General features: G+C 66.7%; 34 protein-coding genes. 15 read left to right on the forward strand and 19 right to left on the reverse strand.

Annotation, left to right across the window (positions count from 1 at the left end; all coding sequences use genetic code 11):
• Nucleotides 1–3: 3 nt before the first annotated feature.
• From CXR42_RS12705 to CXR42_RS12725, 5 genes are all read right to left on the reverse strand, one after another.
• Entirely contained in the window at nt 4–372 is a 369-nt protein-coding gene (locus CXR42_RS12705; RefSeq protein WP_103257937.1) for a response regulator, read from the reverse strand.
• Nucleotides 369–644 carry an STAS domain-containing protein gene (locus CXR42_RS12710; RefSeq protein ID WP_103257938.1) on the reverse strand — a complete coding sequence of 92 codons (276 nt, stop codon included), beginning with the start codon at nt 642–644 and terminating at the stop codon, nt 369–371. The genes CXR42_RS12705 and CXR42_RS12710 overlap by 4 nt, the downstream gene beginning before the upstream one ends.
• 51 nt (nt 645–695) lie before the next feature.
• Nucleotides 696–1,247, reverse strand: a complete 552-nt coding sequence (locus tag CXR42_RS12715) for a chemotaxis protein CheD (RefSeq protein WP_103257939.1) — start codon at nt 1,245–1,247, stop codon at nt 696–698.
• A 71-nt stretch (nt 1,248–1,318) separates the two neighbouring features.
• Nucleotides 1,319–3,895, reverse strand: a complete 2,577-nt coding sequence (locus CXR42_RS12720; RefSeq protein WP_146038066.1) for a methyl-accepting chemotaxis protein — start codon at nt 3,893–3,895, stop codon at nt 1,319–1,321.
• Between the two features lie 36 nt (nt 3,896–3,931).
• Nucleotides 3,932–4,495 carry a hypothetical protein gene (locus CXR42_RS12725; protein ID WP_103257940.1) on the reverse strand — a complete coding sequence of 188 codons (564 nt, stop codon included), beginning with the start codon at nt 4,493–4,495 and terminating at the stop codon, nt 3,932–3,934.
• Between the two features lie 312 nt (nt 4,496–4,807).
• Here CXR42_RS12725 and CXR42_RS12730 point away from each other — a divergent pair, with 312 nt between their 5' ends.
• The 5 genes from CXR42_RS12730 to CXR42_RS12745 all read left to right on the forward strand — a co-directional run bounded on the left by CXR42_RS12730 (nt 4,808) and on the right by CXR42_RS12745 (nt 7,489).
• Complete coding sequence (locus CXR42_RS12730) at nt 4,808–5,464, forward strand: Crp/Fnr family transcriptional regulator (protein WP_103257941.1); 657 nt, start codon at nt 4,808–4,810, stop codon at nt 5,462–5,464.
• A gap of 64 nt (nt 5,465–5,528) precedes the next feature.
• Nucleotides 5,529–5,732 carry a YgaP family membrane protein gene (locus CXR42_RS19370; RefSeq protein ID WP_146038067.1) on the forward strand — a complete coding sequence of 68 codons (204 nt, stop codon included), beginning with the start codon at nt 5,529–5,531 and terminating at the stop codon, nt 5,730–5,732.
• A 3-nt stretch (nt 5,733–5,735) separates the two neighbouring features.
• Nucleotides 5,736–6,161: a YeeE/YedE family protein gene (locus tag CXR42_RS12735; protein WP_146038068.1), complete on the forward strand. Its 426-nt coding sequence runs from the start codon at nt 5,736–5,738 to the stop codon at nt 6,159–6,161.
• A gap of 1 nt (nt 6,162) precedes the next feature.
• Nucleotides 6,163–6,597, forward strand: coding sequence for a DUF6691 family protein (locus tag CXR42_RS12740; RefSeq protein ID WP_103257942.1), 435 nt, complete (start codon nt 6,163–6,165; stop codon nt 6,595–6,597).
• A gap of 16 nt (nt 6,598–6,613) precedes the next feature.
• Nucleotides 6,614–7,489 carry an MBL fold metallo-hydrolase gene (locus CXR42_RS12745; protein WP_103258271.1) on the forward strand — a complete coding sequence of 292 codons (876 nt, stop codon included), beginning with the start codon at nt 6,614–6,616 and terminating at the stop codon, nt 7,487–7,489.
• 123 nt (nt 7,490–7,612) lie between these two features.
• Here the strand turns inward: CXR42_RS12745 and CXR42_RS12750 are convergent, their stop codons facing one another.
• Both CXR42_RS12750 and carB read right to left on the reverse strand, forming a co-directional pair.
• Nucleotides 7,613–7,849 (reverse strand): hypothetical protein, encoded by a 237-nt coding sequence (locus tag CXR42_RS12750; RefSeq protein ID WP_103257943.1) that lies wholly within the window; start codon nt 7,847–7,849, stop codon nt 7,613–7,615.
• Nucleotides 7,850–7,968: 119 nt separating this feature from the next.
• Nucleotides 7,969–11,298, reverse strand: coding sequence for a carbamoyl-phosphate synthase large subunit (carB, locus tag CXR42_RS12755; protein WP_103257944.1), 3,330 nt, complete (start codon nt 11,296–11,298; stop codon nt 7,969–7,971).
• Nucleotides 11,299–11,465: 167 nt separating this feature from the next.
• Here carB and CXR42_RS12760 point away from each other — a divergent pair, with 167 nt between their 5' ends.
• Nucleotides 11,466–12,602, forward strand: a complete 1,137-nt coding sequence (locus CXR42_RS12760) for an aminodeoxychorismate synthase component I (protein ID WP_103257945.1) — start codon at nt 11,466–11,468, stop codon at nt 12,600–12,602.
• Complete coding sequence (locus CXR42_RS12765; protein ID WP_425444864.1) at nt 12,560–13,168, forward strand: aminotransferase class IV; 609 nt, start codon at nt 12,560–12,562, stop codon at nt 13,166–13,168. The genes CXR42_RS12760 and CXR42_RS12765 overlap by 43 nt, the downstream gene beginning before the upstream one ends.
• On the opposite strand, the gene CXR42_RS12770 is transcribed toward CXR42_RS12765, so the two are convergent.
• Complete coding sequence (locus CXR42_RS12770; RefSeq protein ID WP_103257947.1) at nt 13,165–13,434, reverse strand: DUF1467 family protein; 270 nt, start codon at nt 13,432–13,434, stop codon at nt 13,165–13,167. The genes CXR42_RS12765 and CXR42_RS12770 overlap by 4 nt on opposite strands.
• Nucleotides 13,431–13,835 (reverse strand): methylmalonyl-CoA epimerase, encoded by a 405-nt coding sequence (gene mce, locus CXR42_RS12775; protein WP_103257948.1) that lies wholly within the window; start codon nt 13,833–13,835, stop codon nt 13,431–13,433. The genes CXR42_RS12770 and mce overlap by 4 nt, the downstream gene beginning before the upstream one ends.
• 134 nt (nt 13,836–13,969) lie before the next feature.
• On the opposite strand from mce, the gene CXR42_RS12780 reads away from it, so the two are divergent.
• Nucleotides 13,970–14,635: a response regulator gene (locus tag CXR42_RS12780; RefSeq protein WP_103257949.1), complete on the forward strand. Its 666-nt coding sequence runs from the start codon at nt 13,970–13,972 to the stop codon at nt 14,633–14,635.
• Here CXR42_RS12780 and CXR42_RS12785 read toward each other — a convergent pair.
• From CXR42_RS12785 to CXR42_RS12815, 7 genes are all read right to left on the reverse strand, one after another.
• Entirely contained in the window at nt 14,632–15,351 is a 720-nt protein-coding gene (locus CXR42_RS12785) for a GNAT family N-acetyltransferase (RefSeq protein WP_425444865.1), read from the reverse strand. The genes CXR42_RS12780 and CXR42_RS12785 overlap by 4 nt on opposite strands.
• A gap of 56 nt (nt 15,352–15,407) precedes the next feature.
• Nucleotides 15,408–15,875, reverse strand: coding sequence for a DUF1993 family protein (locus CXR42_RS12790; protein WP_103257950.1), 468 nt, complete (start codon nt 15,873–15,875; stop codon nt 15,408–15,410).
• Nucleotides 15,875–17,671 carry an aspartate--tRNA ligase gene (gene aspS, locus CXR42_RS12795; protein ID WP_103257951.1) on the reverse strand — a complete coding sequence of 599 codons (1,797 nt, stop codon included), beginning with the start codon at nt 17,669–17,671 and terminating at the stop codon, nt 15,875–15,877. The genes CXR42_RS12790 and aspS overlap by 1 nt, the downstream gene beginning before the upstream one ends.
• Before the next feature lie 75 nt (nt 17,672–17,746).
• On the reverse strand, nt 17,747–18,439 hold the full coding sequence (locus CXR42_RS12800) for an EI24 domain-containing protein (protein ID WP_103258273.1): 693 nt from the start codon (nt 18,437–18,439) through the stop codon (nt 17,747–17,749).
• A complete protein-coding gene (locus CXR42_RS12805) occupies nt 18,439–19,017 on the reverse strand; it encodes a nitroreductase family protein (protein WP_103257952.1) in 579 nt (192 codons plus the stop codon). The genes CXR42_RS12800 and CXR42_RS12805 overlap by 1 nt, the downstream gene beginning before the upstream one ends.
• Nucleotides 19,018–19,079: 62 nt before the next feature.
• Nucleotides 19,080–19,526, reverse strand: coding sequence for a YgaP family membrane protein (locus CXR42_RS12810; protein WP_103257953.1), 447 nt, complete (start codon nt 19,524–19,526; stop codon nt 19,080–19,082).
• Nucleotides 19,527–19,586: 60 nt separating this feature from the next.
• Nucleotides 19,587–20,690 carry a class II histone deacetylase gene (locus CXR42_RS12815; RefSeq protein ID WP_103257954.1) on the reverse strand — a complete coding sequence of 368 codons (1,104 nt, stop codon included), beginning with the start codon at nt 20,688–20,690 and terminating at the stop codon, nt 19,587–19,589.
• Between the two features lie 151 nt (nt 20,691–20,841).
• On the opposite strand from CXR42_RS12815, the gene CXR42_RS12820 reads away from it, so the two are divergent.
• Nucleotides 20,842–21,090, forward strand: coding sequence for a DUF167 domain-containing protein (locus CXR42_RS12820; RefSeq protein WP_103257955.1), 249 nt, complete (start codon nt 20,842–20,844; stop codon nt 21,088–21,090).
• On the opposite strand, the gene CXR42_RS12825 is transcribed toward CXR42_RS12820, so the two are convergent.
• Nucleotides 21,087–21,329, reverse strand: a complete 243-nt coding sequence (locus CXR42_RS12825; RefSeq protein ID WP_103257956.1) for a hypothetical protein — start codon at nt 21,327–21,329, stop codon at nt 21,087–21,089. The genes CXR42_RS12820 and CXR42_RS12825 overlap by 4 nt on opposite strands.
• A 125-nt stretch (nt 21,330–21,454) precedes the next feature.
• On the opposite strand from CXR42_RS12825, the gene CXR42_RS12830 reads away from it, so the two are divergent.
• The 6 genes from CXR42_RS12830 to CXR42_RS12855 all read left to right on the forward strand — a co-directional run bounded on the left by CXR42_RS12830 (nt 21,455) and on the right by CXR42_RS12855 (nt 24,364).
• A complete protein-coding gene (locus tag CXR42_RS12830; RefSeq protein ID WP_103257957.1) occupies nt 21,455–22,165 on the forward strand; it encodes a M48 family metallopeptidase in 711 nt (236 codons plus the stop codon).
• Between the two features lie 67 nt (nt 22,166–22,232).
• A complete protein-coding gene (locus tag CXR42_RS12835) occupies nt 22,233–22,484 on the forward strand; it encodes a DUF6455 family protein (protein WP_103257958.1) in 252 nt (83 codons plus the stop codon).
• Between the two features lie 117 nt (nt 22,485–22,601).
• A complete protein-coding gene (locus tag CXR42_RS12840; protein WP_103257959.1) occupies nt 22,602–22,958 on the forward strand; it encodes a YigZ family protein in 357 nt (118 codons plus the stop codon).
• 98 nt (nt 22,959–23,056) lie between these two features.
• A complete protein-coding gene (locus CXR42_RS12845) occupies nt 23,057–23,431 on the forward strand; it encodes a cytochrome-c oxidase (protein ID WP_146038069.1) in 375 nt (124 codons plus the stop codon).
• A 96-nt stretch (nt 23,432–23,527) separates the two neighbouring features.
• The gene (locus CXR42_RS12850) at nt 23,528–23,896 is read left to right on the forward strand and encodes a diacylglycerol kinase (protein WP_103257961.1); all 369 of its coding nucleotides are present in this window, start codon (nt 23,528–23,530) and stop codon (nt 23,894–23,896) included.
• A 105-nt stretch (nt 23,897–24,001) separates the two neighbouring features.
• Nucleotides 24,002–24,364: a PRC-barrel domain-containing protein gene (locus CXR42_RS12855; RefSeq protein ID WP_245875452.1), complete on the forward strand. Its 363-nt coding sequence runs from the start codon at nt 24,002–24,004 to the stop codon at nt 24,362–24,364.
• Nucleotides 24,365–24,398: 34 nt separating this feature from the next.
• Here the strand turns inward: CXR42_RS12855 and CXR42_RS12860 are convergent, their stop codons facing one another.
• Together CXR42_RS12860 and rimO are read right to left on the reverse strand one after the other, a co-directional pair.
• A complete protein-coding gene (locus CXR42_RS12860) occupies nt 24,399–24,755 on the reverse strand; it encodes a thiol-disulfide oxidoreductase DCC family protein (RefSeq protein ID WP_103257962.1) in 357 nt (118 codons plus the stop codon).
• Nucleotides 24,756–24,807: 52 nt separating this feature from the next.
• Complete coding sequence (gene rimO, locus CXR42_RS12865; protein ID WP_103257963.1) at nt 24,808–26,187, reverse strand: 30S ribosomal protein S12 methylthiotransferase RimO; 1,380 nt, start codon at nt 26,185–26,187, stop codon at nt 24,808–24,810.
• Nucleotides 26,188–26,221: the final 34 nt, after the last annotated feature.

Consider the following 26,221-nt stretch of genomic DNA (forward strand, 5'->3'; position numbering starts at 1 on the left):
ACCTCAATGAGCTGCGATGCGCTTGATCGCCGAGACAAGCTTGGCGTCATCGAAGGGCTTGACGATCCACCCGGTGGCACCGCTCTTGCGGGCGCGCTCCTTCAGGTCCGGGGCACTTTCGGTGGTCAGGACCAAAATCGGCAGTGCAGCGTGGGAGGTTCCCGCGCGCACGGCCTCGATCACGCCGAAACCGTCCAGCCGTGGCATGTTGATGTCGGTGATGATGACGTCGGGCGCGATGTCATGCAGCTTTTCCAGCCCGTCAAGACCGTCTACCGCTACGTGAACGTCAAAGCCGGCGTTGCGCAGCGTCTCGCGCAGCATCTCACGGATGGTCCGGGAGTCGTCGATTGCCAAAATGGTCAGCATCACGCGGTTGCCTCCTCTTGCGCGATCTCGGACAGGACGCCCAGACGTTCCAGGTCGTCCTGCAGGGCAACCGAGGGAGCGAAGGCGAAGGGCTGGCCGGCCGCGCGCCAGTCGCGCGCCGCTGCCAGCAGGACCTGGGCGGCAAGGGCGCCGCCCGTTCGGACGGCCGAGCCGTCAATGCTGACCGGATGTCCGCGCAGGGCCAGAAGCTGACCATGAAGCGTGCGTGCAGCATCGAAATCAAGCCGCTCGGGTAGGTGCAGGATCTCACTCATCGGATGGACCTTTCGTTTCTTTTCCTGGTCATGCAGCCCGTGCGGCGGGCGCTAGAAGAAAGTGACATCATCATCCCCTCGCGGCGGAAGCCGGGGCGGCGGTTGCGGGCTCAGCGCGTCCGGCTGCACGATGAGTTGCTGGGCATGGCCTGTTGTCGGCGTGAAGCGCACTCGGCGGGCCAGCGTGCCCCCCAGGCTTTGCGCGACACAGCGGATGCCCTCGTCTGCCAGAAAACGCTGGGCAAAGGCGGCATTGGCTGCCCCGATCCGCCCGAGTCCATCACTCATCGTTGCTCCACCAAAGAGCTTTGCCTCCAGCCGATCCTTGCTTGCCCCTTTCTTCAGCAGCCCATTGATCAACAGTTCCATCGCATAGAGGCCGTAGCGAAACTGCTGGCCATTGCCGGGGCCGCTGTCGGGAAGAAGGAAGTGGTTCATCCCGCCGACGCGGACGACCGGGTCGCAGATGCATGTCGAGACGCAGGATCCAAGGATCGTCGTCAGGATCGTTTCCGGCTCGTCCGACACCGCGTACTCGCCCTGTACGACATGCACGAAGGTGAAGCGGTCGCGGGCGTTGGCATCTGGCTTTGCATTCAGCATCGTTGGTTTCCTGACTGGTTAACCGGGTGGGGGCGCAGCGACGGCTCCGCAGAGGGGCCGCCGCTTCAAGCCTAGAAGTCTTCCCACCCTCCGGGCTCGGCCTGAGCCGCAACGGCGGCGGTGCTGCGGATTGCGGTCACGGCGGCGCGCTGGGCGCGCGCCACATCTGGCCGGGTCGACTGACCCCGGGACGCGCGGAAAGCCAAGGCCGGTGCCTGGCCATTGCCGTCTGCCTGGACCTTGAACTGGGAAACGGTTGCCACAAGGGCCACTGCATCCTTTGTCAGGCCTTCACTGGCGGCGGTGGTCTCCTCAAGCCGCGCGGCGTTCTGCTGGGTCGATTGATCCAGCTGGGTGACCGCGCTGTTGATCTCGACCAGGTTCGCAGACTGCTGGCGCGAAGCAATCGCGATGTCGGACACCAGCCCCGCGATTTCGGAGACCGAGTCGGCAATCTGCTTCAGCGCCTCTCCGGTCTTGTCGACCAGCGTCACGCCGCGGCGGACCTGCGTGGCGCTATTCGCGATCAAGTCGTTGATTTCGCGGGCGGCATCCGACGAACGCTGGGCGAGGGCGCGGACTTCAGAGGCCACGACCGCAAAACCGCGCCCCGCATCGCCAGCCCGCGCAGCCTCGACCCCGGCGTTCAGGGCAAGCAGGTTGGTCTGGAAAGCGATGTCGTCGATGACCTTGATGATCGAGGTGATCCGCTCCGAGGAGCCGGCAATCTGGTCCATTGCAGAAACGGTCTCGACCACCACCTTGCTACTGCTTTCGGCATTGGCCTTGGCAGTTCCCACAGCCTGATCCGCGCGTTCTGCCCCGTCGGCGGTCGACTTGACCGAGTTGGTCAGCAGGTCCAGCGCTGCCGCAGTCTGCTCAAGGGTGGCCGCGGTGCTTTCGGTGCGGCGGGACAGACCCTCGGCGGTGGAACTGATGTCGCGCGCCTCGTTCGAAATATTCTCTGCATTGCTCAGGATGTCACGGATCGCCTGCGACATGCTGCGGACCGTGCTGTTGAAGTCCTGGCGCAGATCCTCATAGGTGCCGGCGAAAGGCTCGTCGATCCGGGCCGTCAGGTCCCCGGCATTGAGCTTGCGCAAGCCCTGGCGCAGGGCTTCGACCACGGCGGTCTGCTGCGCTTCGGCTTCGGCGCGCTCGTGGCGGGCGGCCGATAGCTCGGCCTCGGCCCGGGTCACGTCCTTGCCAAGCAGCAGCAGCCGGATCGGGTGGCCAGCATGATCCTTGATGCAGCCGAGGCTGCCGTCGACCACGGCGGGCTCGTCCGGGCTGCGGCCGAGATGAACCATGCCAAGAAAGGTTTCGCCGTGGCTGACCGAGCGCAGCGTTGCCCCGGCATCTCCGCCCGGGACTGACAGGATATCCGCCAGGGATTTCCGGCGCGCGGCGTCAAGGGTCAGACCCATGGTCGCCAGGAAGGTCGCGTTCGCCGACAGAAGCGTGCCGTCAAGGGCAAACTCTGCTTTCAGTTGGCTTGCGTCGATGGCGTGCAACACAGCCGCGTTCTGCCAGCTTTCGGTGACATCGGCCCACTCCATGACATAGCCGACCTCTTCTCCCTTGCCGTCGCGAATGGCCGAAGCGGAAAGCGATACCCGTGCATCGCCAAGCTGGATCACGGTGTTGAAGGTTCCACCCGCAAGCGTGTGCATTTCACGATTGGCCCGGGCATGCTGACGATCGGTGTGGAACTGGGAGACCTTCAGGCCGATGATGTTTTCCGGGTCGAAACTCGGGATGCGTTCGCGCAGGGCCGCGGCGTGGGTGCGAAACAGCTCGACGATGCGGCTGTTGTAATGGGTGATCGTCATGTCCCGGTCGATCAGCAGCATCGCTGCCGAGGACCCCATGAAGGCGGCGCCCTTGTAGGTGTTGTCAAGTTCGGCAGCCTGGGCCTGTGCCAAGGTTCCGCGCAACTCTTCCAGCGAGGTGGCGATAGATCCCATTTCATCGCTGCGGGTCTGCATTGGAACCGGGGTTGCATAGTCGCGATCAGCGAAGCCGCGGATCACGGCCTGAACCTTGCCCAGCGGACCTGTGATCATCCGGTTGAGCAGGAACATGTTTGCAATCACCGCCACAAGAAACAGCGCGCCTGCGATCAGGACGGCGCGCAGTTCCTGTTCGCGCAGCCGCTCGAGCAGGGGGGCGGGCGTCCAGCGCGTGGCGACGGCCCCCACGGTTTCGGCGCTCTCGCCGAAAAGCGCGGGTGCGGCGGCCGAGTAGCCATCTGCGGACGCGACGGGCGCGTTTTCCGACAAGGCACGCTTCGCGAGCGCGACCAGCTCGGGGTCGGCGGGATTGCCCGATGGATCCTCGATCACGGTGCCGTCCCTGGCGACCGCGACTGCGACTTCGGCACTGCCACCCGCATGCTCGATAAGGCTGTCGAACAGCTCATGCACCTTGTCGGGACGGCCGAAGCGGATGCTGCCGGCCGCCTCGTTCGCCAGACTTGGCGTCTCGTCGGCGGCCCGGTCACGGACAAGCTGGCTCAGCTGCTCGTAATTCGCCAGATAATTGAGCGTCGTCAACGCGCCGGCCACGAGTGCGGTCAGCACAACCGTGACGGCGGTGATCTTTACAAAAAGCGATTTCGCTCTGGAGATCCTGTGGTTCGAATGCATGGAATGTTCCCGTGCTGGTGCCGCTGGTGCAGTGCGTCAGAAGGATTCGGCGTTCAGGCCGACCGTCACCGCCCCGATCGGCAGCCCGGTCGCCGGGTCGGTCAGCGCGAAAGAGACCTGCGCCTGATAGCTTTGCGTGGACTCGTCCAGCTCGACCTCTGAGACATGCAGGGCGCCTGGTCCGACGGCGTAGGTCAACTGGTGCTTTTCTTCGTCGCCCTGCCAGTAATCCGAACTCGGCTCGCTGACGGCGACGTTCAGGCCCTTGGCGTCCATCACGATCACCTCGGTCACCGTGCCGCCCGCTTCCATGATGCGCTGGCGAAGCTTGGCCGAGGCCGGATTGTCCACGATGCTGGCCACGAGACCGCTGGTGCTGGTCACCTCGGCGCGCCAGCGGGCATCCATCGCGTCGATATCTGCCTGGGTCAGGGCTTCATGTGCCAGGTTTGCGGCCTGCACCGCAGAGAGGATCACGGGGTCGTCGAACCAGGCTTTCACGTCGCCCGTCACGTACGTCGTCATCCGGTCTTCAAGCGTTTCCGCCAGGGCTGGGCCCGCTGCCATAACCAGCGCCGCGGCGCTGAAAAGATGTTTCATCTTACCCTCCATCCAAGGGAAATGTTCCCCGTGCGTTCTGGAAGCTAAGCGGCAAGGGTTAATAATCCGCCGATGGAAAAAGGGTGGAATAGCTAGGATTTGCCGAAGTTTTCTGCCGGTCCGGATTGCGGAATCCAGGATTTCGACATTCGAACAATGGGTTGTGTGGCGATGGGCCGGCGGCATCCGGGGTGCGTCACCAAAGTTTTGGGTCGGGTGCCAGCAACGAAGATAAGTCGGCTGGAAGTGATTCCCGCTTTCGGATCGGAGCGATTGGCGCTTTGCTGGGCGCAGTCAATTGAAGGGGGACCCATGTCCTGGATCGACCGTTTCCCCGATCTTGCCACCCTGTCCGCACCCGAAGCGGCCGAACTTGCCACGAAAAGCCGTCTGGTCCACCTGGCCGCCGGAGATGAGGTTTTTGTGCCCGGCCAACCGGCACGGGCCTGGCTTCTGTTGCTCGCCGGCACGGTTCGGGTCCAGCAGCGGTCGGCCTCGGGGCGCGAGGTCTTCCTCTACCGTGTCCATGGCGGAGAAAGCTGCGTCCTGACAACGGCCTGCCTCTTGGCCGACGAAAGCTATGCGGCCGAGGGTCTTGCCGAGACCGATGTCGAGGCGGTCGCGCTGTCGAAATCGGCATTCGACGAGATGACGGGCGCCTCGCCCCAGTTCCGCAAATTCGTCTTCCGCGCCTATTCCCACCGCATCGCCGAACTGTTCGCTCTGATCGACGATATCGTCTTCCAGCGCATGGACGTGCGGCTGGCGGGCCGACTGTTGGACCTGGCGCAGGGGGGAGTGGTGGTGGCGACCCATCAGGCGCTGGCCTCGGAACTGGGCACGGCGCGCGAGGTCGTCTCGCGCACGCTGGGCGAGTTCCAGCGTCGTGGCTGGGTCGAGCAGGCGCGGGGCGAGGTGCGGCTTCTGAACGATGAGGCGCTGGTCAGGCTGGCCCGCTCGGTGACCTAGTCACCGTCGTTTGCCTGCAGACTGTGGCATCCTGTGCGGACTGAGTGAATCAAGGAGGGACGTGATGTCACGCAATGTCGGCAATATCGATCGCGCGCTGCGGGCGCTGGTGGGGATCCTGGCCCTGGCTGGGGCTTTCGCGCTGGGCTGGTTTTCGGGCTGGACGGTCTGGGCAGCGGCGGTGGTTGGTGTCATCATGCTGGGGACGGCTGCGGTGGGATTCTGCCCGCTGTATCGGCTGGTCGGGATCAATACCTGCAGGATCTGACCTATGGAGACAGAGTTCACGCCCCTGGCCTCATTCGGGGGCGGGCTTCTGATCGGGGCTGCGGCCGTGCTGCTGATGGCATTGCACGGTCGTATCCTTGGCGCGACGGGTATTCTGGGCGGGCTGTTCCGCCTGAGTGACCTGTCCGACTGGGCGCTGCGTGCGGCGTTGGTGGCGGGGATGGCCGCCGGCCCTCTCGTCTATCTTCTCGCGACCGGCACGGCGCCCGAGTTGGGGCAGCCGGTCCCGGCTTGGGCGGTGGCGCTGGGCGGGCTGATCGTCGGCCTGGGGGTCAGTTATGGCGGCGGTTGCACCTCGGGGCATGGGGTGTGCGGCATCGCGCGCTTTTCACGCCGGTCGGTGGTGGCCACGATCTGCTTCATGGCCTCGGCGGTGCTGACGGTCTTTGTCCTGCGGCATGTGGTCTAAGATGCGGCTGGTATCCGCTTTCGTGATCGGCCTGGTGTTCGGTCTGGGGATCACGGTCTCGGGCATGATCAACCCGGCGAAAGTCCTGAATTTCTTCGACCTGTTCGGAACCTGGGACCCAAGTCTTGCCTTTGTCATGGGCGGGGCGCTTGCCGTTGCGATCCCGGGCTACCGGCTGGTGCTGGCCCGCCAGGCACCCGCCATGGCGCCGCGCTTTCAGCTGCCAGATACGCAGGTGGTCGACCTCAGGCTCGTCCTGGGATCGGCGGTTTTCGGCCTGGGCTGGGGGATCGCCGGCTTTTGCCCCGGCGGCGCGCTGCCTGCGCTGGGAACGGGTGAGCGGGATGTCTATATCTTTCTGGCGGCCCTGGTCGCGGGCCTGCTGATCGCGCGCTGGCTGCAGGCGCGGTCGGCTCTGGTGACCCGGCCGCTCTGATCCAGTGGAGGACCTGATGCACGTCGATCTTTCCGTCAAACCCGAGGTGACCGGCTTTTTCGATCCGGCGACCAACACGATCAGCTATGTGGTGAAGGACCCGCAAAGCCGGCACTGTGCCATCGTCGACAGCGTGATGGATATCGACTATGCCGCTGGCCGCATCACCTATGACCACGCCGACGAGATCATCGCCCATGTCCGCGCGCAGGGCCTCACGGTCGACTGGCTGATCGAGACCCATGTCCACGCCGACCACCTCTCGGCCGCGCCCTATATCCAGCGCCAGCTTGGGGGGAAGATCGGGATCGGGCGGAACATCACCGTGGTCCAGGATACGTTCGGGAAAATCTTCAACGAGGGGACCGAGTTCCAGCGCGACGGCTCGCAGTTCGATCGGCTGTTTCAGGACGGGGACAGCTACCAGGTCGGGCAGATGACCTGCCATGCGATGCATACCCCGGGCCATACCCCCGCCTGCATGACCCACATCATGGGCGACGCGGCCTTTGTCGGCGACACGCTGTTCATGCCCGACGGTGGCTCGGCCCGGGCGGACTTTCCGGGCGGGGATGCCGGGCAGCTTTGGGACAGCATCCAGCGGGTGCTTTCTTTGCCAGACGAGACCCGGCTGTTCATGTGCCACGACTACGGCCCCAACGGCCGGGACATCCGCTGGGAGACGACGGTGGGCGAAGAAAAGACCCACAATATCCACGTCGCCGGCAAGTCGCGGGAGGAGTTCGTGGCCCTGCGCACCGCCCGGGATGCGACGCTGGCCATGCCCAAGCTGATCATCCCCTCGCTGCAGGTCAACATGCGGGGTGGGGACCTGCCCGAACCGGATGAAAGCGGGAAGCGGTTCCTGAAGGTGCCGATCAACGGGCTTTGACTGTCCACGGTGGACAAAACGGAAGTTCCGAACGATTACAGGCGCTTGCCCGTGGGCGTTAGGGAAATCTTAATGCTCTGGAAGCACGACGGCACGCGGTCTCTGCGCGCCGTCGGCGAGGTGTCAGAGGCAGAGGAAAAGGTATTCCGTCTGGTAGTTCTGAAGATTACGGGTCGACGCATATTCAGAGGTCTTTCCAACCTTGCCGCAAATGCGCTGGGCCTCGGCCACCGTGGCGGGCGTGGGCGTTCTTGCTCCGAAATCCTCGACGATCTTTACGCTGGATCCATTGAAGTCCGATACCATCGGCTCAACGCAGCCCATAAGGCAAAGCGGCAGCAGGAAAACGCGCAGTCTCATTCGTTCTTCGTCCTTGATCAATTTTCAACCAGACCTTGTTGAAATTCAACCAAGACGAATGTTTGACGGCGGTATGTTCCTGAGATGGTACGAACACATTCCCGGCGAACCCGCCGCCATCACCCCTGCAACGTCCGCACGCCATAGCCTTCGCCCCGCGCCTTCATCGCGGCCACGGCGGCGACAGAGGCTGCGGCGGTGGTGAAATACGGGATCTTGTCCATCAGCGCGACGCGGCGGATGTCGCGGCTGTCGGACACCGCCTGCGTCCCATCGGTCGTGTTCATCACCAGCGCGATGTCGTTGTTCTTCAGCCGGTCAACGATGTTCGGGCGGCCTTCGTAGACCTTGGCCACGGCCTCAGACGGCACATTCTGCTCGGCCAGCCACTTGGCAGTGCCCTTGGTGGCGACGATCACGAAGCCCATCGCCACCAGATCGCGGGCGGCGTCGGCCAGGGCCGGCGTCTTGTCCATGTCCTTGACCGACAGGAACACCCGGCCCTTTTCGGGAAGGATCGTCCCGGCCCCCATCTGCGCCTTGAGGAAGGCCAGCGCGAAGGTGCGGTCCCAGCCCATCACCTCGCCGGTGGAGCGCATTTCCGGCCCGAGGACCGGGTCGACGCCGGGGAAGCGGGCGAAGGGAAGGACGGCCTCTTTGACGCTGAACCACGGGGTGTTCGGATCGGCAAGGGTCAGCGGGTCGGCCAGCGGCAGCGGGCTGTCGGGGCCGACGCCAGCGGGGTAGGGCGCGCGCATCGGGAAGTTGGACAAGGGCTCCCCGGCCATCAGGCGGGCGGCGATGGAGGCGATGGCACTGTCGGTGGCCTTGGCGACGAAGGGCACGGTGCGGCTGGCGCGCGGGTTCACTTCCAGGACGTAGATCACCCCGTCCTTGATGGCGAATTGCACGTTCATCAACCCGACGACGTTCAGGGCGCGGGCCATGACGACGGTCTGGCGCTTCAGCTCCTCGACCGTTTCGGCCGACAGCTGGTGCGGTGGCAGGCAGCAGGCCGAATCGCCGGAGTGGACGCCGGCCTCCTCGATATGTTCCATGATTCCAGCGACATGCACCTCTTTACCGTCGCTTAACGCATCGACGTCAACCTCGACCGCACCAGAGAGATAGGAGTCGAGAAGGACAGGCGAGTCGCCGGAGACCTGCACGGCGGTGGTGATGTAGCGTTCAAGCTGGGCGTCGTCGCGGATGATCTCCATCGCGCGGCCGCCAAGAACGAAGGAGGGGCGGATGACCAGCGGATAGCCGACATCCTTTGCGACCGTGAAGGCCTCATCCCGGCTGCGGGCGGTGCCGTTGTGCGGCTGCTTCAGGCCAAGCTTGTGAAGAAGTTGCTGGAAACGTTCGCGGTCCTCGGCCAGGTCAATGGCGTCGGGCGTGGTGCCAAGGATCGGGATGCCTTCGTCATGCAGCGCATTCGCCAGTTTCAGCGGGGTCTGGCCGCCGAACTGGACGATGACGCCGTGAAGGGTGCCGTTTTCCTGCTCCACGCGCAGGATTTCCAGGACATGCTCCAAGGTCAGCGGTTCGAAATAGAGGCGGTCGGAGGTGTCGTAGTCGGTGGAGACCGTCTCAGGGTTGCAGTTGACCATGATGGTCTCATACCCGGCGGCGGTCAGGGCAAAGCAGGCATGGCAGCAGCAATAGTCGAACTCGATCCCTTGGCCGATGCGGTTCGGGCCACCGCCAAGGATGACGACCTTCTTGGCGGCCGAGGGCCGGGATTCGCATTCCACATCGCCCATCGCGGGGGCTTCGTAGGTGGAATACATATAGGGGGTCTGCGCCTCGAATTCGGCGGCGCAGGTATCGATGCGCTTGAAAACGGCGGTGACGCCAAGCCGGGTGCGGGCGCGGCGAACCTGGGCTTCGTCGCGGCCGGTCAGTTTGGCCAGGCGGGCATCGGTAAAGCCCATCATCTTGAGAGCGCGCAGCGCCTCGGCATTGGTCGGCAGGCCGTTCTTGCGGATGCTGGCCTCGGTGTCGATGATCTCGCGGATGCGGGCAAGGAACCAGGGATCGAAGGCGGTGACGTCCTGGATCTCATCGTTTGAAAGGCCATGGCGCATCGCCTGGGCGATGACGCGCAGGCGGTCGGGTGTGGCTTGGCCGAGGGCCTTGATGATCGCGGCGCGATCAGGCGCACCGGGGATGGCGATCTCGTCAAAGCCGGTGAGGCCGGTTTCCAGGCTGGCCAGCGCCTTCTGCATCGATTCGTGGATCGTGCGGCCGATGGCCATCGCCTCGCCCACCGATTTCATCGCGGTGGTGAGGTTGGGCTCGGAGCCGGGGAATTTCTCGAAGGCGAAGCGCGGGATCTTGGTGACGACGTAGTCGATCGACGGTTCAAAGGACGCGGGCGTGACTTTGGTGATGTCGTTGTCCAACTCGTCCAGCGTATAGCCGATGGCGAGCTTGGCGGCGATCTTGGCGATGGGGAAGCCGGTGGCCTTGGACGCCAGCGCCGAGGAGCGGGAGACGCGGGGGTTCATCTCGATCACGACCATGCGGCCGTCGGCCGGGTTGATCGCCCATTGGACGTTCGACCCGCCGGTTTCCACCCCGATCTCGCGCAGGACGGCGATGCTGCCGTTGCGCATGATCTGGTATTCCTTGTCGGTCAGCGTCAGCGCGGGGGCGACGGTGATGCTGTCGCCGGTGTGGACGCCCATCGGGTCGACGTTCTCGATCGAGCAGACGATGATGGCGTTGTCGGCGCGGTCGCGCACCACCTCCATCTCGTATTCCTTCCAGCCAAGAAGGGATTCGTCGACCAGGACCTGCGCCACGGGCGAGGCCTCAAGCCCGGACTTCACGATGGCCTCGTAATCGTCGCGGTTGTAGGCGACGCCGCCGCCGGTGCCGCCAAGCGTGAAGGCCGGGCGGATGATGGCGGGGAGGCCGACATATTCGATGGCGGCGATGGCTTCGGCGACGCCGGCGGCGATGTCGTACTTGCCGTCGGCCTTCTTCGGGGCGGCGATGATGGTGGCCTTGGGGTTTTCCAGGCCGATGCGGTCCATCGCCTCGCGGAACAACTTGCGATCTTCTGCCATTTCGATGGCTTCGCGCTTGGCACCGATCAGTTCGACGTTGAACTTGTCCAACACGCCCAGGTCGGCCAATGCCAGCGCGGTGTTCAGGCCGGTCTGACCGCCCATGGTGGGCAGAAGGGCGTCGGGGCGTTCCTTTTCGATGATCTTGGCGACGACTTCCGGGGTGATCGGCTCGATATAGGTGGCATCGGCGAGGCCCGGGTCGGTCATGATCGTCGCGGGGTTCGAGTTCACCAGGATGACCCGGTAGCCTTCTTCGCGCAAAGCCTTGCAGGCCTGGGCGCCGGAGTAGTCGAACTCGCAGGCCTGGCCGATGACGATGGGGCCCGCGCCGATGATCATGATCGACTTGATATCGGTCCGCTTCGGCATGTCAGCCCCCACCTATTGCGCAAAATTGTGCGGGTTATAGACAGAAGCCGGACCGGCGCAAGGGGCAAACCGGCGGGTCGCAAACCCGGTCGGGCCTGTCGGGAAAGCCACTGGCGCGGGGTGCGGGATCGGCCTATCTCGGTCACAGGAACTTGGGGGCGCGCAGGGTGATCCTTCTTGAACATGGGCCTGGCGGGACTCCGGCGCTTTTCGAAGCGCCGCGTGAGGTGATCGCCGCCCATGCCCCGCGCGATGTCGCGCCCGCCCTGGCCCGGGCCGAGGCGCTGCGGGGCAAGGGGGCCTGGCTTGCGGGCTATGTCGCCTATGAAGCGGGCTATGCGTTGGAGCCGAAGCTGGCGCGCCTGATGCCGCGCAAGCGGCCGGGGCCGCTGGTGGCGCTGGGGGTCTATGATGCGCCGCGCCCGGCGGCGGGGGCGCTGGAGCGCGCGGCGGTGGAGGCCCGTGCCACCCGCATGACCGCGCCTGCGCCGCTGGTGGGCCGTCGGGCCTATGGCACGGCGGCGCGCAAGGTCTTTGACTATATCGCGGCGGGGGACTGCTATCAGGTGAACCTGACCTTCCCGATGGCCGCGCGCCTGACCGAAGGCACGCCGCTGGGGCTTTACGGCGCGTTCCGGCGCACGGGCGCGGTCGGGCAAGGGGCCTTTGTCGACCTGGGCGTCGGCCCCATCGTCGTCTCGCGCAGCCCCGAACTGTTCTTCAAGGTGGAGGGCGGCAAGATCGTCACCCGCCCGATGAAGGGCACCCGCCCGCGCGGCAAGGATGCGGCCGAGGATGCGGCGATCATCGCCGACCTGCGCGGGGACGAGAAGGACCGCGCGGAAAACCTGATGATCGTCGACCTTTTGCGCAACGATATCAGCCGGCTGTCGCAGGTGGGCACGGTGAAGGTGCCGGCGCTTTATGCCATCGAAAGCTATGCGACCGTGCATCAGATGACCTCGACCGTAGAGGGCGTGCTGGACGGGCCCGCCACGCTGCCGGGGCTGATGGCGGCGCTTTTTCCCTGCGGCAGTGTCACCGGCGCGCCGAAGATCCGCGCGATGCAGATCATCCGCGAGGTCGAGCCGCAGGCGCGAGGGGTCTACTGCGGGGCGGTGGGCTGGATGTCGCCTGGGGGCGAGGCGGATTTCTCGGTCGCGATCCGCACCTTGTCGGTCAGCGGGTCAGAAATCGTGATGAACGTGGGCGGCGGGCTGACGCATGGCTCGACCGCCGCGGGCGAATGGGAGGAGGCGCTGTGGAAAGCGCGCTTCGTGAAGGCGGCGGTCAGCCAGGTCTGAGGCTGATCGAAACGCTGCTGTGGGACGGGGCCAAGGCCGCGCGCTGGGCGCTGCACGAGGCGCGGCTGCACCGATCCGCGGGCCTTCTGGGCTGGGATTGCCCGCATGTGACGCCGCAGGGACCGGATCAGCCGGCGCGGCTGCGGCTGACCTTGGACCGTGACGGCACGGTGGATTGGCAGGTCGCCGCGCTGCCGCCCGCGAAACCGCTCTGGCGGTTGGGTCTTGCCAGCGAGGCGTTGCAGTCAGACGATCCCTGGCTGCGGGTCAAGTCCACGCGCCGGGCGGCCTATGACCGGGCGCGGGCGGCCTTGCCCGAGGGGGTGGACGAGGTGGTTTTCCTGAATGAGCGCGGCGAAGTCTGCGACGGGTCGATCACCACAGTGTTTTTCGACCGGGGGCAGGGGATGCGCACGCCGCCCCTGTCCAGCGGCCTGTTGCCGGGCGTGCTGCGGGCCGAATTGGCCTGTCCCGAGGAGGTGCTGCGCGCCGGGGACCTGCCCGGCGTGCGGCTTTGGGTCGGCAATGCGCTGCGCGGGCTGATCCCGGCGGTCTGGGTCGGTTAGGGCGCGCCCCGACCGAACCAGTCCAGGTCGGCGATCGTGATCCAGCCCGACAGGATGATCCCCGCGATCACCGCCCAGATCGGGGTGGCGACCAGGGTGGTGATCCAGGCCATGCGGCCGATCTCTTCCTGCGCCGGGGCGCCGGGCGGGGTGCCCGGCTCGACATGGTTCGCCTCGTCCTGGGTGCGGGTGCGCAGGGGCAGCACTACGAACAGCGTCATGAACCAGGTGACGGCGTAAAGGACGATGGCGGCGGTGATGCTCATGCCTGCTCCAGTTCCACCAGGCAGCCGTTGAAGTCCTTGGGGTGCAGGAACAGGACCGGCTTGCCATGCGCGCCGATCTTCGGCTCTCCGCTGCCCAGCACCCGCGCGCCCGAGGCTTTCAGGTGGTCGCGCGCGGCCAGGATGTCATCGACCTCATAGCAGATGTGGTGGATGCCGCCGGCGGGGTTCTTTTCCAGAAAGCCCAGGATGGGAGAGTTTTCGCCCAGGGGATGCAGAAGCTCGATCTTGGTGTTCGGCAGTTCGATGAACACCACGGTCACGCCATGGTCGGGTTCGGGCTGCGGCGCGCCGACCTTGGCGCCCAGGGTGTTGCGGTACTGGTCCGCCGCGGCGTCAAGGTCCGGCACGGCGATGGCGACATGGTTCAGGCGTCCGATCATGGGGTCCTCGCGGCTGTTTGCCCCGGCTTAGGGCATGGGGCAGGGCGGGTGCAAGCGCCAGTCGGTCGCAGCGGAGTTTACCGGGCGTTTACCTGGGGCGGGCAAGGTGGCTGCGATCCAGAAGGAGTGCTGCCATGCCCTTCCCGCCCGATGGCCCGCGTCTGCCCGCGGCGACCACCCTGCCCCTGCGCGGGGTGACCGTCCTTGCGGTGGAGGACAGCCGGTTCTCCAGCGACGCGTTGCGCCTGATCCTGACCCGCGCCGGCGCGCGTTTGCGCCGGGTGGAGACACTGGCGGCGGCGCGCCTGCATCTGGAGTGCTATCGTCCCGACCTGGTGATCGCCGACCTTGGCCTGCCCGATGGCCGGGGGGAGGAGCTGATCGCCGTGGCTTCGGCCCGGGGGATTCCGGTGCTGGCGGTCAGCGGCGATCCTGACGGAAGGCAGTCGGCACTGGATGCGGGGGCGGTGGCGTTCTTCGAAAAGCCCATCCCCTCGGTCGCGGGCTTTCTGCGGCTGGTGCAGCAGTTGCTGACGGGGACCGGTGCCGAAGCCGAGGCGGTGGCGGTAGAGGCGGGGCGGGCCGACCCGATGGCGCTGCGCGACGATCTGGCGCGGGCGGCGGCGCTGGTCACTGGCGCGGCGGATGCGGGCTATGTCGCGGGATTCGTGCGCGGGCTGGCGCGGTCGATCGGCGACCGGGGGCTGGAGGAGGCGGCGGTCGGCGCCGGAGAGGAGGGGGGGCGTCAGCTTCTGGCGCAGGTGATCGGCCAGCGGCTGATGGCGATGCAGTCGGTCTAGCCCCGTTCCAGCGCCGGATCGCCATTGGCGCGCACGAGGCAGGTCAGGTCGGACAGGCGTTCGCGCTGGCGACCCTTGGCGTCAAAGTTGGTGGGCGACAACCAGACCGAGAACGCCTCGGCCAGGGCGGGCCATTCGCTGTCGATGACGGAAAACCAGGCGGTGTCGCGGTTGCGGCCCTTGACGAGCATGTGGTTGCGAAAGACCCCCTCGAAGCTGAAGCCCAGCCGCTGCGCCGCCCGGCGTGAGGGCAGGTTCAGCGCATTGCACTTCCATTCATAGCGCCGGTAGCCCGCGCCGAAGGCCCAGGCCATCATCAGGAACATCGCCTCGGTCGCTGCGGCGCTGCGTTGCAGATGGGGGGCGATGCAGATGTGCCCGACCTCGATGGAGCCGGCGTCGGGGGTGATCCGCAGATAGCTTGCGATGCCGCCGGGGCGGCCGGTGACGGGGTCGCACAGGACGAAGAAGCGCGGATCCTCGCCTTCTTCGCGCTGGCGGGCCCAGCGGTGATAGGCGGTGGCCGAGGGGAAGGGGCCATAGGGCATGTAGTCCCACAGCGCGTCATGGCCCTGGAAAGCGGCGTGAAGGTCGGCGGCATGGGCGTCGGCGTTCAAGGGTTCCAGCCGGACCAGACGCCCGGTCATCGCGCTGCGGTCGGGCTTGCGGGGCGGCGACCAGCCTTCGACCACGGTGCCTAACTGACTATCGCTCACGTCCCGCCCCCATAGCCCACGGGCCAAGGCTACGGCGGGCGGCGGGGGCGGGCAAGTCAGAAGCGGAAGTCGGCGGGATAGCTGTGGAACCCGTCGAAATCGGCCTTGCCCAAAGGCACCCCGGCGGCGCGGAGGGCGGCATAGCCCATGGTCAGGTGGAAGAAGAAATTCGGCACGCCGTAGAGGTGAAGGAAGTCTGGCGCGGTCTGTTCCAGTTCGGCGAAGCCCGCGGTGTGGCGGATCAGGCGCGCCTCGGCCCCGTCAAAGTCCGCGGGTTGCATCGCGCCCAGCATCGCCCGGGCGACGGCCAGCCTGGGCCCCAGCGCCTCGGGCAGGTCGGGGATGGGGCGGCCGGCCAGGGGGCAGGCCACGCGCAAGGCGAATCCTGCCGCAATGGCAAAGTGCTGGCCGGCCGGGAAGCTGTCGCCGATCCGGGCCGCCAGCGCCTCCGCCCCCGCCTTTTCCGCCATCCCGGCCACGCGGGCGAGGTAATGGCGAAAGACGGGGACGGTGGCCTGGTACATCACGCGTCCTTGGGCAGGACGCGCAGGCGGAGTTCGCGCAGTTGGTCGTTCGTGGGTTCGCTGGGCGCGTTCATCAAGAGGTCTTCCGCGCGCTGGTTCATCGGGAACATGATGACCTCGCGGATGTTCTGCGTGTCGGCCAGCAGCATGACCAGCCGGTCGATCCCGGCCGCGCACCCGCCGTGGGGCGGCGCGCCGTATTTGAACGCCTTGACCATGCCGCCGAACCGCTTGTCGACTTCCGAGTTCGGGTAGCCGGCCAGTTCGAAGGCCTTGTACATGATTTCCGGCTTGTGGTTGCGGATACCGCCCGAGATCACCTCGTACCCGTTGCAGGCCAGGTCATACTGGTAGGCATAGACGTCCAGCGGGTTGCCGTTCAGCGCCTCCAGGCCACCCTGCGGCATCGAGAAGGGGTTGTGGCTGAAGTCGATCTTCCCGTCGTCGGTCTTTTCGTACATCGGGAAGTCGACGATCCAGGCGAAGCGGAAGCTGTCCTTGTCGGTCAGGCCCAGTTCCTCGCCGATGACGTTGCGCGCCTTGCCGGCGATGCCCTCGAAAGCCTCGGCCTTTCCGCCCAGGAAGAAGGCTGCGTCGCCCTTTTCCAGACCCAGTTGCATCCGGATCGCCTCGGTCCGCTCGGGCCCGATATTCTTGGCCAGGGGGCCGGCGGCTTCCATGCCCGAGCCATCCTCAGCCTCGCGCCAGAAGATATACCCCATCCCCGGAAGGCCTTGCTGCTGGGCGAAGGCATTCATCCGGTCGCAGAACTTGCGGCCCACGGGTTCGCCCGAAGGCCCCTTGGGTGCCGGAATGGCGCGGACTTCGTTGCCGTCCTGCTCCAAGAGCTTGGCGAAGATTGCGAAGCCGGAGCCCCGGAAATGCTCGCTGACGTCCTGCATCTTGATCGGGTTGCGCAGGTCGGGCTTGTCGGAGCCGTACCACTTGAGCGAGTCGCGATAGGCGATGCGGGGCCAGTCGGCGTGGACCTTGCGGCCCTTTCCGAAGGTTTCGAACAGCCCTTGCAGCACCGGCTGGACGGCGGCGAACACGTCGTCTTGCGTAACGAAGGACATCTCGATGTCCAACTGATAAAAGTCGGTGGGCGAGCGGTCAGCGCGCGGGTCTTCATCGCGGAAGCAGGGCGCGATCTGGAAATAGCGGTCGAAACCGGCGACCTGGATCAGCTGCTTGAACTGCTGCGGGGCCTGCGGCAGGGCGTAGAACTTGCCGGGATGCAGGCGCGAGGGCACCAGGAAGTCACGCGCGCCTTCGGGGCTGGAGGCGGTGATGATCGGTGTCTGGAACTCGGTAAAGCCCTGGTCCCACATGGCGTTGCGCAGCCAGCGCACAACGTTCGAGCGCAGCATCATGTTCTGGTGCATCGTGTCGCGGCGCAGGTCGAGGAAGCGGTAGGTCAGCCGCGTTTCCTCGGGGTATTCGGTATCGCCGAACACTGGCAGCGGCAGTTCTTCGGACGCGCCAAGGACTTCGACCTCGGTCACATAGACCTCGATCTCGCCGGTCGGGATCTTGGCGTTGACCAGCGAGGCGTCGCGCGCCTTGACCCGGCCGTCGATGCGGATGACCCATTCGGCGCGCACCTTTTCCAGCGCGGCAAAGGCCGGCGAGTCGCTGTCGGCCAGAAGCTGGGTGATGCCGTAATGGTCGCGCAGGTCGATGAAGAGGACGCCGCCGTGGTCGCGCACCCGGTGGACCCAGCCGGAAAGCCGGACGGTTTCGCCCACATGGGCCTTGTTCAGCGCGGCACAGGTATGGCTGCGATAGGCGTGCATCTAGGGTCCCTTTCCCAGGGGCATGAATTCCATCGCGCCGATACACCTTGCCCGGGGGGCCAAGTCAAGCCCGCCTCAGCGCCCCTGCGCGGCAAGCCGGTGGAAGAGATGGGTGAAGGTGGCCACGCCCAGCACCGGGATCACCAGGTTCAGGACCGGAACCGACAGCGGCGCGGCCATCAGCGTGCCGGCAGCCCAGAGCCGCAGCCGGTTGCGGCGGCGCATCGCGGCGGCCTCGGCCGGAGGCAGGCGGCGCAGGGCGACAAGGGTGAAGTATTCGCGCCCCAGAAGAAAGCCGTTGACCACCCAGAAGAGGACCGGGGTGAAGGGGCCGACCATCGGGTAAAGGAACAGCGCGACGGCGTTGACCGCAAGGACGAGGCCCAGGAAGTTGATCGACTGGCGCAAGCCTTCGGTCCAGGGCAGGGCGGTGGCGGGGGGCAGGGCGGGGTAATGCCGGTCCTCGACCGCGTCGGCGATGTCCTCAAGGAACAGCCCGGTAAAGACCGAGGCGACGGGGACCATCAGAAAGACCGACAGCCCCAGCATGACCAGCAGCGAGCCCCAGCCAAGCAGGGTCTCCAGCCCGGTGACGGGGCCGACGAAGGGAATCTCGACGCTGTCCGGGGTGGCCCACCAGATCAGTTGCAGGAAGGCGGCGTAGAAAGCGGCCAAGAGCGCCAGCGCCAGAAGGATGCCCAGCAGAACGACCCGGCGAAAGCGACGGTCGCCGAGCTGGCCCAGGGCCTTGAGGAACGCGGTGAAGATCACGCGTCGACCCAGGTGACAAGGCGGGCAAGGTCGGGGCGCGGGCGGTCGGGGCCATCGGCGGCCGGGGTGCCGATATGGACGATGCCGGCCACGGTTTCCTCGCCCTGGCAGCCGAAGGCACGGGCGGCAAAGTCGGGGTCATGCGCGGGCCAGCCGGTCAGCCAGTTCGCGCCCCAGCCTGCCGCCTCGGCCGCGTTGACGATGCCAAGGCAGAGGGCGCCGGCGGAGAGAAGCTGCTCCACCGCAGGGATCTTGGGCGAGGGCTTGGGCGAGGCGATGACGACGACGGCCAACTTGCCCAGGTCGTACTGACCGCGCCCCTTGGCCACCTTCTCGGCATCGCCGCCCAAGTCATGCGCCCGCGCCTCGGCCAGATCGGCAAGACGGGCGAAGGCCGCGCCCTGAAGGACCAGAAGCCGCCAGGGTTCCAGCTTGCCATGGTCGGGCACGCGGAGGGCGGCGGTCAGGATTTCGTCCAGCTGGGCGCGATCCGGGACGGGGTGAGAGAACAGCTTGGCCGGGCGCGAGCGGCGGGCGGTCAGGAAGGCAAGGGCGGCATCGTTGCGGCTGGGCATAAGAACTTTCCGGCACAGGGTCGCCGGGCAGGATAGGCGGTTCGCTTGTCGGCTGCCAGAGCCTACGCCCCCACCGCCCGCAGCGCAGCCGCAGCCCGGTCGGGGGCCTGCGCCACGCCGGAAAAGTCGCCCCGCAGGGCCTTCAACGCGTGGCGTTCGCGCTCGATCTCGGTCGCGGTGCGAAAGCCCATGCGGCGCAGGATGGGCACCGGCGGGCACCAGCCTTGCAGCGCGTGCTGAAGCAGGAAGCCCGTCACCAGCGCCGGCAGGACCAGCCAGCGGCGGTCAAGCGTTACCCCCAGCGCCACGCCGGTCAGGGCCAGCGTCGCCGCATTCGCCTCGATCGCGCGTTCGATGTCCCATTCGTGGTCCAACTCTTGCAAACGGGTGGGGATCTGGTCGGGGTGGTCGGCGTAATGGGCGATGCGGGCCTGATACTCGGCCTCGATCCGCTGGTTCACGGCGTCGGCGGTCTGGTCGGAAACGCGGTCAGTGGTTGATGGCAGCATGGTGTCCTCCGCGGAAACGCTTTCCGCAGGAACCGCCGGTTCGGCCCTGTTGTTCCCAGGCTAGAGGCCGAAGTCCCGCGCGGCCTCGTCGATCCAGGACTTGGCGAAGCTGTCGAAACGCGCGTCGGGCTGGCGCTTTTCCAGGGTTGCGGCAAGGGGGTCGGGGGCGGTGATGGGCGCGGCCGAAAGTTCCTCCAGCACGGCATGGCCGCAGAAGGGGACGTAGACCTCGGAATAGCCGCCCTCATGCACGAGGACGAGTTTGCCGCCGCAAAGGTCGCGGGCGGCGGTCATCAGCTGGCGGGTCATCAGGCGGAAGCTTTCGGCGGTCAGCAGCATCCGGCCCAAGGGATCGACGGCGGCGGCGTCGAAGCCGCAGGCGACGATGATCACATCGGGGCGGAAGCGGGCCAGCGCGGGCAGGACCACACGTTCCATCGCGTAAAGATAGGCGACCTGGCCGCAGCCGGGGGGCAGCGGCAGGTTGAGGTTGCTGCCTGGTGCGGCGGGACCGCCCGTCGCCTCGACCCCGCCGGTGTCCAGCGGATAGTTCCGCTCCTGGTGCAGGCTGATCGTCAGGGTGTCGGGGTCGTTCCAGAAGATCGCCTCGGTCCCGTTGCCGTGGTGGACGTCCCAATCCACCACCGCCACGCGGTGTGCGCGGCCTTCGGCGCGGGCGGCCTGGATCGCCACGGCAATGTTGTTCAGAAGGCAAAAGCCGTTCGGGAAATCCGCCGTGCAATGGTGCCCCGGCGGGCGCGACAGGGCATAGGCACTGGCAACCTCACCCGTCAGCACGGCGCGCAGGGCGGCGGTGGCAAGGCCCGCCGACAGCGCCGCAATCTCGTATCCGCCCTTGCCGAAGGGGGTGCGCAGACCAAGCTCGCCGCCGCCGGCATCGGACATGGCCTTGAAGGCGGAAAGATAGCTTTGCGGGTGGACGCGCAGCAGGTCGGCCTCGCTGGCGGGGTCGGCGCTGCGGACGGACAGGTGGCGGGCAAGGCCGGTCACCTCGACCAGGTTCTTCAGGCGGCGCTTGGTTTCCGGGTTCTCGGGCAGGCCCGCGGGCATCGGCTGCACCAGGCCGCCGACCGGCAGGGTAAAGGCGTAATTGCCGCCGCCGTGCCAGAAGCAGCGTTCGTCGGTGAAGAAGGCAGTCGTCATCGGGCACCTCGGGTTTGCACGCAGAGTAGGGGCAGCGCGCTGGTCTGGCCAGAGGGCAGGACGGCGCGGCCGGGGACAAAATCCTTCGAAGGATTTTTGCAAAAATTTTCGAAAATTTTTGCGCTTGCCCCAGCGTTGCGCCAAATGGGCCATGGCCGACCTGACCCACCTTGCGCAGCCGGGCGCGACCCTGGCGATCCGCGTCACGCCCAACGCCCGCCGTCCGGGGGTGGAACTGATCGACGGCCAGATCCGCGTCGCCGTGACCGAAACCCCCGAAGCCGGAAAGGCGACCGAGGCGGCGCGGGTGGCGCTGGCCCGTGCGCTGGGCGTGGCCAAGACGCGGCTGACCCTGATCCGGGGCGCGACCGCGCGGGACAAGCTGTTTCGGCTGGATTAGTCGGGCTTCCGTTCGATCCGGTAGCTGCCTTCGGGCAGGTTCAGCGCGGCGGCAAGGTCGCGGATCTGGCTGAGGGACAGGGTGATCCGTGTCACCTCATCCGTCTGGGGATCGACCTGTTCGACGGTCACGCAATCCTCGAACGCAAGGATCGTCACATCCTCGACCAGCGGCAATTCCTCGCCGTCGTCGACAAGGGTGATCACGGTGGCGTCGAATTCGTGCTCGATGGTGAACATGGGGGAAGGCTACCGCCAGCGGCCGGTTCCGGCAAGGCCGGCGTTCACATGACAGCTGCGTGAGGCGGGCTTCCCCCCGGCCGCCGATTTGCTACCCTTGGCGCATCCCCGGTCCGAGGTCCCCGATGCGCCTGCCCCTGATTGCCGCCCTGCTGATGTCGCTGGGCGGGTGCGTGACGAGTTACCCCGCCCCGCCCCCGGTGCCCGAGGCCGAAGCGGTGGCCCCCCGCCAGCCGGCGGAAACGGCGGCGCGGACCTTCCTGTCGGTGGTGGCCCGGGTCGAGCCGGTGGCCGAAGAGGTCTGCCGCGCGCGGGGTGTGGCTCGGACCTGCGACTTCCGGATCGTGGTCGATGACCGGCCGGGCCAGCCGCCGAACGCCTTCCAGACGCTGGACAGCCGTGGCCGGCCGGTGATCGGCTTCACGCTGGCGCTGATCGCGGATGCCCGCAACGCCGACGAGTTGGCCTTCGTCCTGGGGCACGAGGCCGCGCACCACATCGCCGGCCATATCCCGCGCCGGCAGGATCAGGCGCTGGGCGGCGCGCTGGTCGCGGGCGTTCTGGCGCAGGCCAGCGGGTTGACGCCCGAAGAGGTGCGCGCCGCGCAGAACCTTGGTGCCGAAGTCGCGGCCCGCAGTTACTCGCGCGAGTTCGAGCTGGAGGCCGACGCCCTGGGGGCCGAGATCGCGTTGATCGCGGGGTTCGATCCGGTGCGCGGCTCGGGTTTCTTCGACCGGCTGCCCGATCCGGGGGACCGCTTCCTGGGCAGCCATCCGCCGAACGCACAGCGCAAGGCCCAGGTTGCGGCGACGGTGCAGCGGCTGCGCGGCTCTTGATCTGGGTCAAGGCGGGCGCTGGCTGGTCCGCGCAGGATGCCTGTAATGGACCGCAGAGAGGCTGGCGATGATCGGATATCCGGAAGCTCCGAAAGCGTGGTGGCTGACGCGCGGCATGGCGCGCATCTCGGGCGTGAACTTGCCCCGCGCGGTGGTCGAGGGCTGGTTGCAGCGCGATGAGCTGGAAGAACTGGTGGTCCGCTGCACCGCCTGCCATCGCAGCGCCGACTGCGAGGCCTGGCTGGCTGCCTCGGGCGATGCGCGCCGGATGCCGGATTTCTGCCCGAACAAGGCCGCGATCGAGGCCCTGGTCCACTGAGATTCCCGTGCGTTCGGGCTTTTTTCCCTTGGCCCCGCGCATCACTCCGGCGCCTGACCCCCTCCCTGGTCAGGCGCCGCTCTTCTTTCTGGCGCCAAGGCGTGGCAGGGTGCCCGGATGATCGTCCTGGAAGACATCCTGCGCGACCGTGGCTCGCGTTATGCGGCTGCGGTCGGCCCGGTGCAAAGCCGGGCCGAGATCGACGCCTTCCTGGCCGCCCTGCGCAGCCGCCGGAAGTTTGCCAAGGCCACGCATCACAGTTGGGCCGCCTTCCTGTCGGGCGACGGGCCGCTGAAGGGCGATGACGGCGAGGCCGGGGCCGGCGCGGTGATCCTGAAGATGCTGGAGCGTGAAGGGCTGGCCGACCATATCGTCGTGGTGACGCGCTGGTATGGCGGGGTGCATCTGGGCGGCGACCGCTTTGCCCACGTCGTTACCTGCACCCGCGCGGCGCTGGCGGCAGTGCGTCCCTGACGTATTCTGAGTAATGAATAAATGGATTGAGCGGCGGCCCCTTGGCCTGCTACCCTGCCGGCGCGGGCCGTTAGAGCCCGGGAACCGGAGGAACGGACATGAACATCTCGCGTGGATTCATGGTGATGGGTGCAGTCTATCTGGTGGTCGGTATTCTGTTCGGGGCCTATATGGGCGGCAGCGGCGATCACACGCTTGCGCCGGTCCATGCGCATATCAACCTTTTGGGCTTTACCCTGATGACGGTCTTTGGCGTCGGCTATCGCCTGATCCCGGGCCTGGCCGAAGGCATCCTGCCCCGCGCGCATTTCTGGCTGCACCAGGCGGGCGCGCTGTTCCTGTTGCTCGGGTTGACGCTGCTGATGACGGGCCAAGTTCCCGAGGCCACCATCGGCCCGGTCTTTCCAGTGCTGGAGGGCACCATCCTTCTGGGCGCGATCCTGTGGCTGGTGGCGGTGCTGCGCCGGACCTGACCACCAGTCGTGCGGACTTGAAGCCCGGGTCTGGCGCACGGACTTGGCGCAAGGCCGGAGCACGGCTACCCTTGCCCGCAAACGGGGGAGGGGGCGATGGGTGACATGCTGCGGGCCGAGGCACGGCGGCTGGCCAATACGGTGATCTGGTCCTGGGCAGGGTTCCGCGCCGCCTGGGCCACGGAAAAGACGCTGCGACAGTGGACCCTTGCCAATGTCCTGTCGGCAAGTCTGGCGCTGACGCTGGACCTGTCGCCGGCCGAACGCGCGCTGATCCTGGCGCTGGGCCTTTTGGTCCTGGCGGCGGAGTTGATCAACACCGCCATCGAAGAGGTGGTGGACCATATCTCGCCGGGTCTTGATCCGCGGGCGAAGAAGGCCAAGGACTGCGGCTCGGCCTGTGTGGCGCTGACGGCGCTGGCGGCAGGCGTGGCCTGGGCGGTGGTGCTGGTCGGCCAGACCTGAAAGCGCGGCACGTCCGGGAACATCCTGCCCGCCGGACGGTTGAAGGCAAAAGCCAGCATAGCAGGAGTGCACGACATGCAAGACGCACCTTTCACCAGCCGCGCCATGGGGTCCGGCAGCACCGGCACGCCTTCTTCCATGGTATCCAGCGCCGATGTGAACGGGACCGAGGTCTACAGCCCGACGGGCGATCATCTGGGGCAGATCGACCATCTGATGATCGACAAGACGTCGGGCCAGATCGCCTATGCGGTGATGACGTTCGGTGGCTTTCTGGGCATCGGTGCAGGGGAGCATCCGGTGCCGTGGAAGAAGCTGAGCTATGACACCAACCTTGGCGGCTTTGTCACCGATATCACCGAAGAGCAGCTGACCGGCGCGCCGGCCCGCAGCGACAACTGGTTCGACGACCGCGAGTACCAGCAGCGCAGCTACGATTACTACGGCGTCGTGCCCTACTGGCGCTAAGTATCGCAGGCCCCGGCCCGGCTGTGGGTCGGGGTCAACCCCGCTGGCGGCGCAGGTGGGCCCGGTACAAGAGCGGCGCCGCGACACGGCGGTAAAGCAGGTCCACCAACCGCCGCACCCCCGGCCAGCCCGTCACCCGCGCCACCCAGCGCCAGCCATGCATGGCCGACCACAGTGCCCGGAACGCCTCCAACCCCGAAAGCACGCGGCCGTCCTGCCAGACATGCAGCTGGCGAGCGGCCTGATCGGGGGTTAGCCCCCAGTCCTCGGCCCGGTCGAGAGTGTCGAACCGGATTGGCAGCCCCTGGGACAGCGCACGGCGGCGATAGGCGTCGATCTCGACCCGGCAGACCGGACAGGTTTCGTTGTAAAGGACGCGGGTTTCCGACATGCGGCAAAGCTAGGTCGCCGGCGCCGGAAGTCAGGCGACAGCCTGCCGCAGGTCAAACCAATCGCCCCCACAGGTCATATTCCCCGGCCTCGTCCACCTCGACCTTGACGATGTCACCGGGACTGAGGGTTTCAAAGCCGTCGTCGATGAACAGGTTGCCGTCGATCTCGGGCGCGTCGGCCTTGGTGCGGCAGGTGGCGCCGTCCTCGTCGACCTCATCCACGATGACCTCTAGCACTTTTCCAACCTTTGCGGCGAGTTTCGCCTCGGAAATCGCCTGGGCTTTTTCCATAAAGCGATCAAACCGCTCTTGCTTCACTTCGGCAGGCACGTGGTCCGGCAGGTCGTTCGACCGGGCCCCCGCGACGTTCTCGTACTGGAAGCAGCCGACCCGATCCAGCTGCGCCTCGTCCAGCCAGTCGAGGAGGGTCTGGAATTCGGCCTCGGTCTCGCCCGGATAGCCGACGATGAAGGTCGACCGCAGCGTGAGGTCAGGCGCGATGGCGCGCCAGGCGGCGATCTCGTCAAGGGTCCGCGCGGCGGCGGCGGGGCGGGCCATGCGCCGCAGCACCTCGGGGTGAGCGTGCTGGAACGGGATATCAAGGTAGGGCAGCACCAGCCCCTCGGCCATCAGCGGGATCAGGTCGCGGACGTGGGGGTAGGGATAGACGTAGTGCAGCCGCACCCAGGCGCCAAGCTTGCCCATCTCGCGCGCAAGGTCGGTGATGTGGGCGCGCACCTCGCCACCCTTCCAGGGCGACAGGTCATGCTTGCGGTCCACCCCGTAGGCCGAGGTGTCCTGGCTGATCACCAGAAGCTCCTTTACCCCGGCTTCGACCAGCTTCTCTGCCTCGCGCAGCACGGCATGGGCGGGGCGGCTGACCAGACGGCCACGCATGTCGGGGATGATGCAGAACTTGCACTTGTGGTTACAGCCCTCGGAAATCTTGAGATAGCTGTAGTGGCGCGGCGTCAGGGAAACCCCAGTCGCGGGCAGAAGGTCGATGAACGGATCGGGCGCGGGCGGGACGGCGGCATGCACCGCGTCCAGCACGCTTTCGTACTGGTGCGGGCCGGTTACCGCCAGCACCTTCGGGTGCGCACCGGTGATGTACTCGGGTTCTGCGCCAAGGCAGCCGGTCACGATTACCCGGCCATTTTCCTGCAACGCCTCGCCAATCGCCTCAAGGCTTTCGGCCTTGGCGCTGTCAAGAAAGCCGCAGGTGTTCACGATCACCGCATCCGCGCCCTTGTAGTCGGGGCTGATCGCATAGCCCTCGGCCCGCAGGCGGGTCAGGATGCGTTCGCTGTCGACCAGCGCCTTGGGGCAGCCAAGGCTGACCATGCCGATGGTCGGCTGGCCCTCGCGCCTGGTGTCGGGGACAAGGGCGCGGGCAAGGTCGGGGCGAAGGAGCGGCGGGTTCTCGGACATTCGCGCCCTATACAGCGCCGCGCGGGTTCGGGAA

The organism is Tabrizicola aquatica (genome assembly GCF_002900975.1).
GTDB lineage: Bacteria > Pseudomonadota > Alphaproteobacteria > Rhodobacterales > Rhodobacteraceae > Tabrizicola > Tabrizicola aquatica.